Source organism: Aquabacterium sp. (assembly GCF_044226965.1).
Lineage (GTDB): Bacteria > Pseudomonadota > Gammaproteobacteria > Burkholderiales > Burkholderiaceae_C > Pseudaquabacterium.
Genome location: NZ_JBGAGA010000073.1, coordinates 1 through 15,125, shown reverse-complemented (window position 1 = coordinate 15,125; position 15,125 = coordinate 1). Strand labels below are relative to the sequence as shown.

The 15,125-nt window shown below is 69.9% G+C and carries 15 protein-coding genes; 10 read left to right on the top strand and 5 right to left on the bottom strand.

Annotated elements, in window-relative coordinates; all coding sequences use genetic code 11:
- The first annotated feature begins 4 nt into the window (after positions 1-4).
- The 3 genes from ACILR4_RS23875 to ACILR4_RS23865 are packed head-to-tail and all read left to right on the top strand — an operon-like array spanning position 5 to position 2,410.
- On the top strand, positions 5-988 hold the full coding sequence (locus tag ACILR4_RS23875) for an ABC transporter ATP-binding protein (protein ID WP_395703389.1): 984 nt from the start codon (positions 5-7) through the stop codon (positions 986-988).
- Positions 988-1,983 carry an ABC transporter ATP-binding protein gene (locus ACILR4_RS23870; RefSeq protein ID WP_395703388.1) on the top strand — a complete coding sequence of 332 codons (996 nt, stop codon included), beginning with the start codon at positions 988-990 and terminating at the stop codon, positions 1,981-1,983. Before ACILR4_RS23875 ends, ACILR4_RS23870 begins: the two co-directional genes overlap by 1 nt.
- 49 nt (positions 1,984-2,032) lie before the next feature.
- A complete protein-coding gene (locus tag ACILR4_RS23865) occupies positions 2,033-2,410 on the top strand; it encodes a nuclear transport factor 2 family protein (protein ID WP_395703387.1) in 378 nt (125 codons plus the stop codon).
- Positions 2,411-2,517: 107 nt separating this feature from the next.
- On the opposite strand, the gene ACILR4_RS23860 is transcribed toward ACILR4_RS23865, so the two are convergent.
- A complete protein-coding gene (locus tag ACILR4_RS23860) occupies positions 2,518-3,336 on the bottom strand; it encodes an IclR family transcriptional regulator (RefSeq protein ID WP_395703386.1) in 819 nt (272 codons plus the stop codon).
- A gap of 134 nt (positions 3,337-3,470) precedes the next feature.
- On the opposite strand from ACILR4_RS23860, the gene ACILR4_RS23855 reads away from it, so the two are divergent.
- The 7 genes from ACILR4_RS23855 to ACILR4_RS23825 all read left to right on the top strand — a co-directional run bounded on the left by ACILR4_RS23855 (position 3,471) and on the right by ACILR4_RS23825 (position 10,106).
- Positions 3,471-4,529, top strand: coding sequence for an ABC transporter ATP-binding protein (locus tag ACILR4_RS23855; RefSeq protein ID WP_395703385.1), 1,059 nt, complete (start codon positions 3,471-3,473; stop codon positions 4,527-4,529).
- A gap of 71 nt (positions 4,530-4,600) precedes the next feature.
- The gene (locus tag ACILR4_RS23850; RefSeq protein WP_395703403.1) at positions 4,601-5,389 is read left to right on the top strand and encodes an ABC transporter permease; all 789 of its coding nucleotides are present in this window, start codon (positions 4,601-4,603) and stop codon (positions 5,387-5,389) included.
- Positions 5,386-6,180, top strand: coding sequence for an ABC transporter permease (locus ACILR4_RS23845; RefSeq protein ID WP_395703384.1), 795 nt, complete (start codon positions 5,386-5,388; stop codon positions 6,178-6,180). The genes ACILR4_RS23850 and ACILR4_RS23845 overlap by 4 nt, the downstream gene beginning before the upstream one ends.
- Positions 6,177-6,485 (top strand): (2Fe-2S)-binding protein, encoded by a 309-nt coding sequence (locus ACILR4_RS23840; protein ID WP_395703383.1) that lies wholly within the window; start codon positions 6,177-6,179, stop codon positions 6,483-6,485. Before ACILR4_RS23845 ends, ACILR4_RS23840 begins: the two co-directional genes overlap by 4 nt.
- Entirely contained in the window at positions 6,482-7,891 is a 1,410-nt protein-coding gene (locus ACILR4_RS23835; RefSeq protein WP_395703382.1) for an FAD-dependent oxidoreductase, read from the top strand. Before ACILR4_RS23840 ends, ACILR4_RS23835 begins: the two co-directional genes overlap by 4 nt.
- Positions 7,884-9,038 (top strand): NAD(P)/FAD-dependent oxidoreductase, encoded by a 1,155-nt coding sequence (locus ACILR4_RS23830; RefSeq protein ID WP_395703381.1) that lies wholly within the window; start codon positions 7,884-7,886, stop codon positions 9,036-9,038. Before ACILR4_RS23835 ends, ACILR4_RS23830 begins: the two co-directional genes overlap by 8 nt.
- Before the next feature lie 18 nt (positions 9,039-9,056).
- Positions 9,057-10,106: an ABC transporter substrate-binding protein gene (locus tag ACILR4_RS23825; RefSeq protein WP_395703380.1), complete on the top strand. Its 1,050-nt coding sequence runs from the start codon at positions 9,057-9,059 to the stop codon at positions 10,104-10,106.
- A gap of 338 nt (positions 10,107-10,444) precedes the next feature.
- Here the strand turns inward: ACILR4_RS23825 and ACILR4_RS23820 are convergent, their stop codons facing one another.
- Genes ACILR4_RS23820 through ACILR4_RS23805 form a run of 4 tightly spaced genes read right to left on the bottom strand, consistent with a single transcriptional unit; the run spans position 10,445 to position 14,467 of the window.
- A complete protein-coding gene (locus ACILR4_RS23820; RefSeq protein ID WP_395703379.1) occupies positions 10,445-11,836 on the bottom strand; it encodes a UvrD-helicase domain-containing protein in 1,392 nt (463 codons plus the stop codon).
- A complete protein-coding gene (locus ACILR4_RS23815; RefSeq protein WP_395703378.1) occupies positions 11,829-13,553 on the bottom strand; it encodes an ATP-dependent nuclease in 1,725 nt (574 codons plus the stop codon). The genes ACILR4_RS23820 and ACILR4_RS23815 overlap by 8 nt, the downstream gene beginning before the upstream one ends.
- A 39-nt stretch (positions 13,554-13,592) precedes the next feature.
- Positions 13,593-13,760: a hypothetical protein gene (locus tag ACILR4_RS23810; RefSeq protein ID WP_395703377.1), complete on the bottom strand. Its 168-nt coding sequence runs from the start codon at positions 13,758-13,760 to the stop codon at positions 13,593-13,595.
- A complete protein-coding gene (locus ACILR4_RS23805; RefSeq protein WP_395703376.1) occupies positions 13,757-14,467 on the bottom strand; it encodes a hypothetical protein in 711 nt (236 codons plus the stop codon). The genes ACILR4_RS23810 and ACILR4_RS23805 overlap by 4 nt, the downstream gene beginning before the upstream one ends.
- Between the last annotated feature and the right edge of the window lie 658 nt (positions 14,468-15,125).

The window sequence follows — 15,125 nt, the reverse complement described above, 5'->3', positions numbered from 1 at the left end:
GACGATGAGCAACACCCTGCCCACCCTGGAGGTCGACGGCCTCAAGACCTGGTTCAGCACCCGCCACGGCATAGCCAAGGCGGTGGACGGCGTCAGCTTCACGCTGCAGGCCGGCGAGGTGCTGGGGCTGGTTGGCGAATCGGGCTCCGGCAAGTCGATGACCGGCTATTCGATCGTCGGCCTGGTCGACCCGCCAGGCGAGGTGGTGGAAGGCCGCATCCTGTTCCAGGGCCGCGACCTGCGCCAGGCCAGCGCGCAGCAGATGCGCGCGCTGCGCGGCAACCGCATCGCGATGGTGTTCCAGGACCCGATGATGACCTTGAACCCGGTGCTGCGGGTGGACACGCAGATGATCGAGGCGGTGCGCGCGCACAACGACATCAGCCGCAGCGCCGCGCGCGAACGGGCGCGCGAGGCGCTGGCGCGCATGGGCATCCCGGCGCCGGACGAGCGGCTGGAGGCCTACCCGCACCAGTTCTCCGGCGGCATGCGCCAGCGCGTGGCGATCGCCATCGCGGTGCTGAACCGGCCCGACCTGCTGATTGCCGACGAGCCGACCACCGCGCTGGACGTGACGATCCAGGCGCAGATCCTGCACGAGGTGCAGAAGCTCTGCCGCGACGCCGGCACCGCGCTGATCTGGATCACGCACGACCTGTCGGTGGTGGCCTCGATCGCCGACCAGGTGGCGGTGATGTACGCCGGCCGCCTGGTGGAATGCGGCCCGGCAGCCGACGTGTTGCTGCGGCCGTTGCATCCCTACACCCGCGGGCTGATCGATTCGCTGCCGGCGCGCAACGAGCGCGGCCGGCCGCTGCGGCAGATCGACGGCAGCACGCCGTCGCTGCTGGCCTTGCCCGTGGGGTGCCCGTTCCGCAACCGATGCCGAACGGCCAGCGCGCAATGTGAGCGTCCACCGGCGCCGCAGATCCTGCAGCGCCGCAGCGTGCGCTGCTGGGCGCCGTTCTCGGCGCAGGAGGCGGCGTGATGACCGCGCTGCTGGAACTGGCGGGCATCGAGAAGCGCTTCAGCCCGCCGGTGGACTGGGTGCAGCGCCTGGCACAGCGGGCCGGCTGGTCCGCGCCGCCACCGGTGGTGCATGCGGTGGACGGCGTGGACCTGACGCTGCGGCGCGGCGAGGTGCTGGGCGTGGCCGGCGAATCGGGTTGCGGCAAGTCCACGCTGGGCCGGCTGGCGGTGGGCCTGCTGCAGCCCAGTGCCGGGCAGCGCCGCTGGCAGGGCCAGGACATCGCCCTGCTGCCGCCGGCCGAGCGCCGCGCGCTGGGCCTGAAGATGCAGATGGTGTTCCAGGACCCCTATGCCTCGCTGAACCCGCGCCGTCGCGTGATCGACATCGTCGGCGAAGCGCCGGTGGTGCATGGCCTGGTGCCGCGGCGCGAGCAGGCCGCCTACGTCGCGCACTGGTTGTCGCAGGTGGGGCTGGATGCCGCGGTGATGCAGCGCTTTCCGCATCAGTTCTCGGGCGGCCAGCGCGCACGCATCGGCATTGCCCGCGCGCTGGCGCTGCAGGCCGAGCTGATCGTCTGCGACGAGGCGGTGGCCGCGCTCGATGTCTCGATCCAGGCCCAGGTCATCAACCTGCTGGACCGGCTGCGCCGCGAGCTGGACCTGACGCTGATGTTCATCAGCCACGACCTCGGCGTGCTGCGTCACCTGACCGACCGCGTGCTGGTGATGTACCTCGGCCGCGTGGTCGAGAGCGCACCGACCGACGAATTGTTCGCCCACCCGCGCCATCCGTACACGCAGGCGCTGCTGGCCGAGACGCCGCGGCTGGAGGTGCGCAAGCGCGAGTTCGTGGCCATCCGTGGCGAGATGCCTTCGCCGCTGGCGCCACCGCCGGGCTGCCACTACCACCCGCGCTGCCCGCATGCGATGCCGCGCTGCAGCGAGCGGGTGCCGCGTCAGCAGCGCGTCGGCGAGCAGCATCTGGCCGCCTGCCACCTGCTGGACGCGGCTTGAAGGATTCACAGGCACAGGGAGCGGAGTCAGCGTCACGAGAGGGTCGATCATGAAGTTCACGTCAGCCGAGCTGGTGGTGCAGCGCCAGCACGATGCGGTCAATGCGCGCGATGTCGAGGCCATGCTGGCCGCGCACGCGCACGATGCGCACCAGTTCGAGTTCCCGGGCCGGCTGCTGGCGTCGGGCCATCCGCAGATCCGCCAGCGCGTGCTGCGGCTGCTGGCCGACCCGGCGCACCATGCGCGGCTGGTCAGCCGCTCGGTGTTCGGCAACACGGTGATCGACCACCTCGATGTCTCGCGCACGCTGGCCGAAGGTGCCGGTCGGCTGGAGGTGATCGCGATCCACGTGGTCGACCGCGGGCTGATCCGCACCTCGTCATTCCTGTTCGGTGCCGAGGTGGTCGATGCGCGATTGCGTGCCTGAGACGGCCATGAGCCCCGAGGCGCATTCGTCGCGGCCTGCGAGCGCTTCCTGCGTGTGCTTCCTGCGTGTGCTGATCGTGCCGTCGTGCTGAAGCGGTTTCAGCGGCCTCAGCGCCCGCCGCCCAGGCTGTCCGCCGGCCGGCGCAGCGCGCGGTCGAAGGGGTTGATCTGCGCGGCCAGCGCGCGCGCCTCGCGCTGCAGCAGGTCCACCACCACCGGCAGGCGCTCGCCTTCGAGCCGCGCGGTCAGCGTGCCGATGCTCAGCGCGGCCACCACCTGGCCGTTGGAATCGAACACCGGCACCGCGACGCCGGCCATGCCTTCGATCAGGCCCGAGTTGGTGTTGGCATAGCCCTGGCGCAGCACCTTGGCGACCTCGGTGCGCAGGTACACCTCGTCCAGCGCGCCGAGGTGGCGGATGCGCGGCACGTTGTGGCGCATCACCTCGTCGCGCTCGGCCTCGGGCAGGTGCGCCAGGATCGCCATCGAACCCTGGCCCACGCCCAGCGGCACGCGCCCGCCGATGTCGCCGGTGAAGCTGCGGATCGGGAACGGGCCCTCCCAGCGGTCCAGGCACAGCGCGTCGAAGCCGGCACGCACCAGCAGGAACACGCTGTCGCCGAGCGAGGCGCCCAGCCGCAGCAGCGCCGGGCGGCAGCGCTCGCGCAGGCCGCCGCGTTCGCCGGCGCGTGCGGCCAGCGAGAAGAAATCCAGGCTCAGCGCATAACGCTTGTTGTGAGCGGCCTGCTCGACCAGGCCTTCGTCCACCAGCTGCTGCAGCAGCCGGTGCGTGGTGGCCTGCGTGTAGCCCAGCTGCTTGCCCAGGTCGCTGACGCGCATGCCGCCCTCGGCGGCGGCATCGGCCAGCGCACGGACGATCTGCACGGCGCGGTGCAGGCTGCTGACGGTGCTGTCTTCGGTGGCCATGGATCTCGTCAATTGGAATGAAGTAGCAAGTTGGTCGCTGCATTCTTCCGGATACCGGACTTTCCTGCAAATTCATTCCGATACGCGGGTGAACCGTCTTGACGACGCCGGAGCCGCGGTTTCACACTGGCCACATGTCCTTCCTGGTTCTCGAGGGTCTGAGCAAGTCCTACGGCGACGTGCACGCGCTGGTGGACCTGCACCTGTCCGTCGAGCGCGGCGAGTTCATCAGCCTGCTCGGGCCCTCGGGTTGCGGCAAGACCACCACGCTGCAGGCGCTGGCCGGCTTCGTGCCGGCGAGCAGCGGCCGCATCCGGCTCGATGGGCGCGACATCACCCACCTGCCGCCCAACCAGCGCGGGCTGGGCGTCGTGTTCCAGAGCTATGCGCTGTTCCCGCACATGACGGTGGCGCAGAACGTCGCCTTCGGGCTGGAGATGCGCCGCGTGGCGCCGGCCGAGCGCGCCGCGCGGGTCGAACGCATGCTGGCGCTGGTGCACCTGGACAGCATGGCCGGGCGCTACCCGCGCGAGCTGTCGGGCGGCCAGCGCCAGCGGGTGGCGATCGCCCGCGCGCTGGTGATCGAGCCACCGGTGCTGCTGCTGGACGAGCCGCTGTCGAACCTGGACGCCAAGCTGCGCGAGGCAATGCAGTTCGAGCTGCGCCGCATCCAGCGCAAGCTGGGCACCACGACGATCATGGTCACGCACGACCAGGCCGAGGCGCTGTCGATCAGCGACCGCGTGGTGGTGATGCAGGCCGGCCGCGCGGTGCAGGTGGCGGCGCCGCAGGCGCTGTACGAGCACCCGGCCAGCGCCTTCATCTCGGGCTTCGTCGGCAAGGCCAACCTGCTGGCCGGCACGGTGCGCGGCCGCGAGGTCGAACTGGCCAACGGCCTGCGCCTGCCGGCACCGGCCGGCGCGCCGGGCGAGGGCGTGGCCGTGCGCGTGTGCCTGCGGCCCGAGAAGCTGCGGCTGCTGTCGGCCGGTGACGGCGCCAGCCGGCTGGCGGTGCGCATCGAGGAACGCTTCTTCCTCGGCAGCCAGTGGCTGTACCGCGTCACATCACCGTTAGGCGAGCTGGAGGTCAGCAGCCCCAACGACGGCCGCACGCCGTGGGACGAGCACGGCGCCGCCGGCCTGGCCTGGTCGGACGACGTGCTGCGCCTGCTGCCGCCGGAGGCCGCGGCGTGAGCGGCAGCAGTGCCGCGCCGCGCGCCACGCCGTATGCGCTGAGCGCGCCGGCGCTCGCGCTGTTCGGCCTGATGGTGCTGCTGCCGCTGGCGCTGACCGCGCTGCTGTCCTTCCAGCGCTTCAACCACGAGACCGGCGTGCAGCCCGGCTATACGCTGGTCGCCTACGCGCAGGTGCTGGGCGACGAGTACTACTGGCAGGTGTTCGCCCGCACCGGCTGGGTGGCCTTGCTGACCACGCTGATCTGCGTGATCGTCGGCGCGCCCGAGGCCTACATCCTGAGCCGCATGCGTGCGCCCTGGCGCTCGATCTTCCTGCTGGTGATCCTGGCGCCGCTGCTGGTCAGCGTGGTGGTGCGCGCCTTCGGCTGGAGCCTGGTGCTGGGGCCGGCCGGCTTCGTCAACCAGTTCCTGGAATGGGTGGGCATCGGCCGCACGCGGCTGCTGTACACGCCCATCGCGGTGGTGGTGGCGCTGGTGCACGTGATGCTGCCGTTCATGGTCATTCCGGTGTGGACCTCGCTGCAGAAACTGGACCCCTGGGTCGAGAACGCGGCGCTCTCGCTCGGCGCCTCGCCCTTCACCACCTGGCGCCGCGTGGTGCTGCCGCAGGTGACGCCGGGGCTGGTGTCCGGCGCGCTGATCGTGTTCGCGCTCAGCGCCAGCGCGCTGGCCATTCCCGGCCTGCTCGGCGGCCGCCGCCTGAAGATGGTGGCCACGCTGATCTACGACGAATACCTGCACGAGCTGAACTGGCCGCTGGGCGCGGCCATCGCATTCGCGTTGCTGGTGGTGAACCTGGCCGTGATGCTGGGCTTCAACGCCGTGCTCGAAGGCCGCTACCGGCGGCGCATGGGATGAAGAACGGCCCGCTGCTGCTGCTGTTCCACACGCTGGTGGTGGGCTTCATGCTCGCGCCGCTGGTGGTGGTGTGCCTGGTGGCCTTCACGCCGCAGGACACGCTGTCGGTGCCCTGGGGCGACTACTCGCTGCGCTGGTTCCGCGCCGTGTTCGCGCACAGCGACCTGATGCAGAGCTTCTGGAACAGCCTGGGCGTGGCGGTGTGCGCGGCCACCCTGGCGGTGGCGCTGGCGGTGCCGGCCGGGCTGGCCATTGCGCGGCACGAGTTTCGCGGCCGCCAGGCACTGGAAGGCCTGCTGCTCAGCCCGCTGATCGTGCCGCACCTGGTGCTGGGCGTGGCGATGCTGCGGCTGTTCGCGCTGCTGGAGGTGCGCGGCTCCTCGCTGTGGCTGACGCTGGCGCATGTGGTGATCGTCACGCCGTATGCGCTGCGCCTGATCGCCGCGGCGCTGGCCGGCAGCGACCGCAGCATCGAGCAGGCCGCGCAGTCGCTCGGCGCCGACCGCTGGACCACCTTCCGCCGCATCACCTGGCCGCTCATGTTGCCGGGTATCACCGGCGGCTGGCTGCTGGCCTTCATCAACAGCTTCGACGAGGTGACGATGTCGATCTTCATCACCTCGCCGCAGACGGTGACCCTGCCGGTGCGCATGTACATGCTGGCCACCGAATCGATCGACCCGATGATGGCCGCGGTGTCGGCGCTGATCGTCGGCCTCACCGCACTGGTGATGGTGGTGCTGGACCGGCTGTACGGGCTGGACAAGGTGCTGGTGGGGCAACCGCGATGAGCGACACGAAGACGCCCCTGCCGCTGCTGCGGCGGCTGGACGGGCTGCCCGCGCGCGCGGCCATCGCGTTCGAGCTCGACGGCCAGCCCTGCCAGGGCTTCGAAGGCGACACGGTGCTCACCGCCGTGCTGGCGCAGGGCGGCGTGCTGCGCCACAGCGAGTTCGGCGCGCAGCCGCGTGCGGGCTTCTGCCTGATGGGCGCCTGCCAGGACTGCTGGATGAACACCGCCGACGGCCAGCGCCTGCGCGCCTGCAGCACGCCGCTGACGCCCGGGCTGCGCCTGCTGACGAGGTGGCCGGAGTGAGCGGCAGCCTGCGCGCGGTGATCGTCGGCGCCGGCCCGGCCGGCCTGCGCGCGGCCGAGCAGCTGGTCGAAGCCGGCCTTCGGCCGGTGCTCGTCGACGAGGCCGAGCGGGTCGGCGGCCAGATCTACCGCCAGCCGCCGCCGGCGCTGCGGCGCGACGGGCGCGCGTTGTACGGCTTCGAGGCCGGCAAGGCCGCGGCGCTGTTCGCGCGCTTCGAGGCGCTGAAGGCCCAACTCGACCACCGCCCCGGCACGCTGGTGTGGCACCTGGAGGACCGCCAGCTGCACCTGCTGCGCGGCGCAGCCACCGAGGTGCTGCCTTTCGATGCGCTGATCCTCGCCACCGGCGCCACCGAGCGCGTGCTGCCGTTCCCCGGCTGGACGCTGCCCGGCGTGCTGACGCTGGGCGCCGCGCAGATCGCGCTGAAGGCCCAGGCCAGCCTGGTCGGCCCGCGCGTGGTGTTCGCCGGCACTGGGCCGCTGCTGTACCTGGTGGCCTGGCAGTACCTCAAGGCCGGCGGCCAGGTGCAGGCGGTGCTGGACAGCGCGCCGCCCGGCGCGGCGCTGCGCGCGCTGCCCGGCCTTCTGGCGCGGCCGGCGATGGCGGCCAGGGGCGCGTGGATGTTGGCGCGGCTGCGCGCGGCCGGTGTCGCGCTGCGCCAAGGCGCCACGCTGCTGCGCGCTGAAGGGGCTGGCCGCGTCGAATCCTTGTTATGGCAAGACAGCGTCGGCGTGCACCACACACCCTGCGATGCGGTGGCCTTCAGCCACGGCCTGCGCAGCGAGACCCAGCTGGCCGACCTGGCCGGCTGCGCCTTCGAGTTCGACCCGCTCGACCAGGCGTGGCGACCAAAGCGCGATGCGGCTGGCCGCAGCAGCGTGGCCGGCGTCTACCTGGCCGGCGACGGCGCGGCGGTGCTAGGTGCCGACGCGGCCGAACTGGCCGGCGCGCGCGCCGCGCTGGCGCTGCTGCAGGACCACGGGCAGCCGAGCTCGGCCGACCAGGCCGGGCGGCTGCAGCGTCGCCTGCAGGCCCAGCAGCGCTTCCGCGCCGGCCTCGAACGGATGGCCGCGCCCCCGGCGCAGTGGGCCGCCGAGGCGCCCGATGACCTGATCGTCTGCCGCTGCGAAGAAGTCACCGCCGGCGAGCTGCGTGCCTGCGTGCGCGACACCGGCGCGCGCGAGCTGAACCGCCTGAAGGCGCAGACCCGCATCGGCATGGGCCGCTGCCAGGGCCGCATGTGCGGCGCGGCCGCGGCGCGCCTGCTGGCCGACGCGGCAGGCTGCTCGCTCGCCGAGGTCGGGCGCCTGCGTGGCCAGCCGCCGGTGAAGCCGGTGCCGATCGCGGCGCTGGCCGACCTGCAGGCCGCTTCGCGGCCGGTGCCGCAGGACCAGGCGGATGACTGAGTCCGGCCGCTCCGCGCTGCAGGCCGACGTCGCCATCATCGGCGGCGGCATCGTCGGCAGTGCCGCGGCGCTGTTCCTGCGCCGGGCCGGCCGCTCGGTGGTGCTGCTCGAGCGCGGGCTGTGCGGGGCCGCGGCCAGCGGCGTCAACTATGGCGGCGTGCGCATCCAGGGCCGGCTGCCGGTGCAGCTGCCGCTCGCTTTGAGATCCAGGGAGATCTGGGAGACGCTGCGCGCCTACATCGGCATCGATGGCGAGTACGTCCGCTCCGGGCACCTGAAGCTCGCGCGCAGCGAGGCCGACCTGGCGGCGCTGCAAGCCTACGCGCGGCGCATCGAAGGCCGAGGACTCGAACTCGAACTGATCACCGGCGATGCCTTTCGCCGCGCCTACCCCTGGCTCGGCGCGCAGGCCGTCGCCGGCTCGTGGTGCCCGGGCGACGGCCATGCCAACCCGCGCCTGGTGTCGCCCGCCTTCGCCCGCGCCGCGCAGGCCGCCGGCGCGCGCGTGATCGAGCGCTGCGAGGTGCGCGAACTGGCGCACGACGGCCACCAATTCGTGGTCGGCGACGGCCGCGGGCTGACCGTGCGCGCGCCGTGGCTGCTGAACTGCGCCGGCGCCTGGGCGCTGACGGTGGCGCGCGCCTTCGGCGACGACGCGCCAATGGAGACCATCCACCCCGGCATGGCCGTCACCGAGCCGGTGCCGCGCTTCATGGACGTCAACATCGGCGTCGAAGGCGGCGGCATCTACGGCCGGCAGACCGCGCGCGGCAACTGCGTGATGGGCGGCAGCCGCGGCGCGGCCAGCCATGTGCTGTACGCGGCGCCGCGCGCGGTGGCCATCGGCGAGCTGTGCCAGCGCATGGCCGCGCTGTTCCCGCCGCTGGCGCAGGCGCAGGTCATCCGGTTCTGGAGCGGCGTCGAAGGCTCGTTGCCGGACCACCAGCCGATCATCGGCCCCGGCACCCGCCACCCGCAGCTGCTGCATGCCTTCGGCTTCTGCGGTGCCGGCTTCCAGACCGGCCCCGCCGTCGGCGAGGCGCTGGCCCAGTGGGTGCAGCACGACGGCCGCACCGCGGTGCCGCTGGGCGCCTTCTCGATCACCCGTTTCGCCGCGGCCCAGGCTGCGGCGCGTTCTCCTGCCTAACCCACGAAAGGAACGACCATGGTCCGCCCGAGCTTGACGATGATGACCGCCTGCGCGCTGCTGGCGTTGGCCGCCGGCGGTGCCGCCGCGCAGGACAAGACCTTGTACATCGGCATGAACGGTGGCGACATGGAACGCTCGTACACCAAGTACGTGTTCCCGGCGTTCGAGCGCATCCACGGCGTCAAGGTGGTGGTGGTGCCCGGCACCTCGTCGGACATCCTGGCCAAGGTGCAGGCCAGCAAGGAGAAGCCGCCGGTGCACGTGATGTTCCTGGACGACGGCGTGATGGTGCGCGCCATCAAGATGGGCCTGTGCCAGAAGATGGCCGATTCGCCGGTCCTCAAGGACCTGTACCCCAGCGCCCGCATGGCCGACGGCATGGCCGCCGGCGTCAACGTCGGCATGACCGGCATCGGCTACAACAAGAAGCTGTTCGACGAGAAGAAGTGGCCCGCGCCGACCTCGTGGATGGACTTCGCCGACCCGAAGTTCAAGGGCAAGGTGGTGTTCCAGTCGCTGCCCTCCAGCAGCTTCGGGCTGCACGGCTTCCTGATGTTCAACCGCATCCAGGGCGGCAGCGAGAAGAACGTCGACCCCGGCTTCACGAAGTGGGGCAGCACCATCGGCCCCAATGTGCTGGAGTACATCCCCAGCTCGGCCAAGCTGAGCGAGATGGTGCAGACCGGCGAGGCCGCGATCTTCCCGCTCACGCCCACCGGCGTGGCCACGCAGAAGGCGCGCGGCGTGCCGATGGAGTACGCGCAGCCCAAGGAAGGCTCGGTGCTGCTGATGGTGGCCGAGTGCGTGACCGCGCACAACGACAACCCGGCGCTGGCGCAGAAGCTCGCCGAGTTCCTGCTGACGCCGCAGGCCCAGGCCGCGGCGCTGGAGTTCGGCAATCAGATCCCGTCGAACCTGAAGACACAGCCTTCCACGCCGGCCGCGCAGGCCACGGTGGACCGTTTCAAGGGCTACATGAAGACGGTGATCACGCTGGACTGGGACAGCATCAACGCGCTGCGGCCGGAGTGGAACGCGCGCTGGAACAAGACGGTCGAGCGCTGAGGGGCGGGCGGCAGGCCTTCGAAACGTTGTGTCGACGGCCCCCGTCCATCCAGTCGATGACTTGGCGGACGCCTTGTGCAGGTTGGGGGTGTTCGCTGTGTCAATCGACCCCGCGGGGTGAGCCTCCGCGTGATCCTCAACGACGCACGATGACATCGCAGCATGTCGATGGGGACGGTGTTCAAGAGGGAGTTGCGGCGACAGTGTCGGAGGCTGCTGCAGACTGAAGACAGGCGCTGATGCGGAAGACTCTGGATGACAGCTGTCAGTCAAAGCGGACGCAAGGCGGCCTTTCTGCCGTAACGACCTCCATCGACGCCGGATAGGCAGCCGCACCCTCAAAGTGCTGGCGGCGGAAGCTGCAGGTAGCCTTGCGAGCCAGTGATCGTCAGCGACTGCGTGGGTCGGGAGATCGCCACGTAGAACAGCTTGGCTTGGGCATGGCGCTCATATGCGAAGTGCGCAGCATCGGGCACGACCACATGGTCGAACTCCAGGCCCTTCAGCAAGAGCGGCGTCGAGACGGTCCGCTTCGGCATGCGACGGCCCACGACACCAGCTCGATCACGGATCCGCTTGGCGGCTTCGAGCATGGTGGCGCAGCGTCCTGCCGCAAGCTCGGAGATGGCGCGCTCCACGTCGCGAACCAGCTCCTGCCGGTGCAGCCGTGCCCGAGGCAGCTTCCGGGTCAACAGCAGAATCTCAAGGGCAGCCCTGGGCCCGTCAACGGCCAGCGCAGCCATGGGAACCTTGATGGCTTCGAGCAGCGAAGTCTCTTCAGTCGAGGGTGATTCCTCTTCGCCGAGTTTGCGCATGCTGAAGGACTCGCCAAACAGCCACCGCAGGGTATCGCGACGGGCTGGCTGGGTAGGGGAGGCGTCCCAGCGCGCGGCGAACTCCGTCATCGTCTTGGCCGCCATCTCCTCAATGGCCTGATAGCCGCCGCGTGCAGCCGCAGCCAGGCGGTAGCAGATCCCCTTGTTGCAATGGATGGCAGCGATAGTCCCTTCCTTGCCCTCGATGCTCTGGAACAGCGCCTCCATATCGAAAGCATCGTCGGCGTGGCGGTAGGCCACGGGGCCGTCGGCGAAATCCACGCGGTCGCCGCGGATCAGCCTGTCGCGCGCGTCGGCGATCCAGTCGCCCAGCGCGGGATTCTTGTCGCGCCAGCGGTAGGGCACTTCCAACTCGGCCACCAGCGGGAAAGTGGCATGAATCTCACGCTCCCAGCTCAGCGTAGCGCCGGCGAACTCGAAGATGCCCTGCATCGGATCACCGAAGATCATCGTCGGTGTTATCGCGGACAGCGCGATGGCGAGCTCGTGCTGGTGGCCGTTGCAGTCCTGGTATTCGTCGATGAGGATGCGGTCATAGGAAGCTTCCACGACGCGACGGATGGCCGGGACGCCCAACGCCGATTTCACGCCACGATGCACGTCGTCCCACTGCGCACCGACCGGCAGGTCTACGGGCGGCTGGGCGATACCGGGGAACGCATGCGCGTAGCGCAGGCACCAGCCGGCGATGGTGTCGACGATGACGGCCGACCGCGGAATGCGCATGCGCTTTAGCCTGGCACGGATGGCCTGGATGCCCGCGTTCGTATGCGTGAGGACAAGCGTGCGCCTCCCCAGTGCCGCCACCTTTGCGATCAGCTCGGTCTTGCCGTGGCCGGCTGGCGCGACGATTGCGCCGCGCTCGACCCCCAGCAGATCCTGGGCCTCAGGCATAGAGCCAGGCGCGGGCGGCCGCGAAGGTCTGCGCCAATGGCGAACCGGGGCTCTCCGCGGCCACCTGCCAAGCGATGGGGCCGGCGCCGCGGGCGATCCGCTGGTCCTTCAGCCACTTGCGGCTGGTGCACTCGTCGGCGATCCGTCGGCGAAGCTCGGCGGCGTCAAGCGTTGAGTTCAACTCCCACATGCTGAACTGTTGGGCCAGCGCCTCGGCGGTCATCCCCAGGGCGGCGCGCAAGTTGTCATCGATCTTTCCGACGCCACGCTCGACACGCAGATGCTCGATCAAGCGCTGCATCTGCGCATCGCTTGCCACCGAGATGATCGCGTGCTCGACATCGAGCCCTGCGCCGTACTCGAAGACGGGGATTCCTTGAGCCCCGAGGGCGGCGGCGTCTTCGGCACTCAGGTCCGTGTCGGAGTCGCGAAACACCGCGATGTCGTAGCCGAGGCCGCGCAGGCCCAGCGCAATCTGCGGCGCCTGCGATCCGTTGCCGTCTGCGATGAAGCCGCCGAGGTGTTCGATCGGGATGCCGCCGTGCAGAGGGGGCCAGAACTCGCGCACACCGTTGATCACACCAACTTCGGTGTTTCCTTCGCTCACCAGGATGCGCCGCGAAAACAGCGCGCGCGGCGCAAAGCGCATGAGGGCGCGGATGGGATCCGGTGCGCCCGGCTTGATGATCGTCGTCACGCGCGCCGGGCGCGTCGTGCGGCACACGCGCAGGCTCTCGGCGCCGGCCTCGCCCAAAGCAACTTCGGAGTGCGTGGTCATCAACACCTGACCGATGGGACGTTTTGCCTCCGCTGCGCGTGCCTGGTCGCCCCGGAGCTGGGAAATGGCACCCATCACGCGGTGAGGCTCCAGGCCGTGCTCGATCTCGTCAACCAGCACGATCGCGCCCTCGGTGATCGCCGACTTCTGGATCGCGAGCGTGGCAAGCCTGCGCGTGCCCAGGCCAGCCAGGCGCAGGGGAACGCCACCGTCGTGCAGGGCGATGGAGCCCGAGGACAGGCCCCCGCGGCCAAGTTCCAGGCCGGGCCCGTATCCGGCCTCGACGTAGGCACCCAGGCCCTTGGCGAACCCCTCCGCGGCCCCGGCCGTTTTCGCCAACGACTCGATCTCGCCTAGGTTCGCGCTGTCGCGCGCGGCCTTGTAGGCAGCAGCAAGCCGCACTGCGGCCTCGTCCGAGTCTCCGGTCAGCCGCGACAGTACCGAGCCCTGGCCCCACCCCAGGTGTCGGGCGTCGTCGCCGGCCAAGCGCACGAGTCCGAAAAGTGCGCGATCCCGGTTCGAGATCGTGCGTGGCTCGTCGGCGCGGTCGCAGACGACCTGCCAGACGGGCTCCAGGGTCGCATCGACGCTGAGCCGCACGGTGAGCACCGCTTCGTCGTCGTCTTCCGGTTCATCGCGCAACACGCCGGCCTTGGTCCAGCCCCGGACATACAGGCCGAAACGCTCGTCGGACTTCAGCGCCTTGCTGAGTTCGCCGACTGTGACCTCGATGACGATCGTCTTGGCGGTGTCGCCTCGGTGGAAGTCGTGCTCGCCAAACGAGAACCAACGAGAGGAAAGCACCGCCTCGATGGCATCCAGAACGGTGGACTTGCCCGCGTCGCCGGGGCCGATCAGACAGCAGAACGCCGCACCCGGCGCCCACTCCAAAGTGGCCGTACCGCGGAAGTTCTCAGCTTTGAGGTGCCTGATCTGCATAGATCCCCATGTAGCGGACAAGTGGCCGGAAGGTCGCATTCATGCGAGCCACCGCAGGAACACCTCGCGCAGCAGCGGCGACGCACCGCTGGCAACGGCGCACAGCGCGGTGACGGCGACGATCCGCAGATCGCGTGAGATCAGAGCCCACAGCCGGTCGCGATCGTTCTTGAAACCGGAGTAGAGGTTGGCCGCCTCGCGCTTCACGGGGCACCTCGCTTGACTTTGTCGCCGGCCTTGGCCGGCCGCGCCCTCTCGGCGGGCGCTGCCTTGGCGACCGCAGCGGCGTCCGCCGCCGCCTTCTCATCTGCGGCCTTCTGCGCCTCCTCGTACGTCGCCCAGTCGCCGGCGGCTCCGACATCGGCCAGGCGCTCCTGGAAGCGGCCGTAGACGGCGTCTTGTACCAGGCCACGCCGCCGCATCCGCTCCACTGCGACGTTGGGGTTCAACAGCAGGATATAGTGGAAGTCGCCGGACGCGCCGGGCTTGGTGAGGATGAAGCCGAGATCGCGCAGCGTGCGCATACGCTTGCGCCAGGTGTCCACCGAGCGCTCGCCGGTGAAGCCTGTCTCGGCCGCAAAGGTCGCCGGATTCTCAACCGCGACCAACGGGTTGTCCGGGGCGCGGGCCCAGAGGCAGAACAACGAGTGCCCAGCAGGCGCGCCCTTCGACGTTGCGTCGATTGCCTGCATGGCGATCGGCAGCGTGCGCGGCACAGTGGTGAACCCGTCATTCGTCTTGCGCCGCCACACCAGGGCGTCCAGGACGTTCGGGAAGTGCAGCGCGAGTTGCTGCTGGGCGCGCTCCGCCATCTTCAGCCGGCGGTTCTGGGATTGTTTTGAGTTCGCCACTTTCGTCTGGTCCTTGCTTGGTGAGCCTGGACGAAGTCTGCGCGACGGCGCGTCGAACTGCAACGATTCAATCAGCAAAGACTGATGGGCACTGGACGACTCGGATCTGCCGGTGATGGGCTCGTTGACCCCTGCGTCTAGCCAGAACTCAGTATGCTGAGTTAACGTCGTATGGCGACAGTGTTCTACGCGACCCCTTGTCTTATCAACCACTTAGCACTGACCGGTGTGCTCACCGTGCTGCTGTGCTGCAGTGCTGCGGTGCTGCTGTGGTCCCGGCTGCGGTGCTGCTGTGGTCCCGGTGGGGTTCGCAAAGGGGAGGGCGTCGTCCATGTCGTCAAAGCAGCCGACCGCCTTCGTGGCGGACATGGTCGTCGGCGCGGGCGATGATGGCGGATCAACCCCTTCGCCGCTGCGCTGCTTGCACACCTCTTGCGCTTGAGGGGTGACGGCAATGCGTCCCAGACCGTGCATTCCAGGCCGAGCCGTGACCGACGGCATTCGCTGCAGTGCAGAGATCGAAGACCGGCGCGCCTTGCGCGGGGGTATGACGACGAGTCAGGACTTACCCATCAACGGAAGTGATGACGGGCGCCGATCGGCCATGAACTGACATCGCCAACGACCGCTTCCAACAGTGGCGTTGAGTATCAGCCGGCGCGTTACTTCGAGAACCAGCCCGCGACGCGTTGACGCATTCGCTCGAAGAATCCGGCGCGTT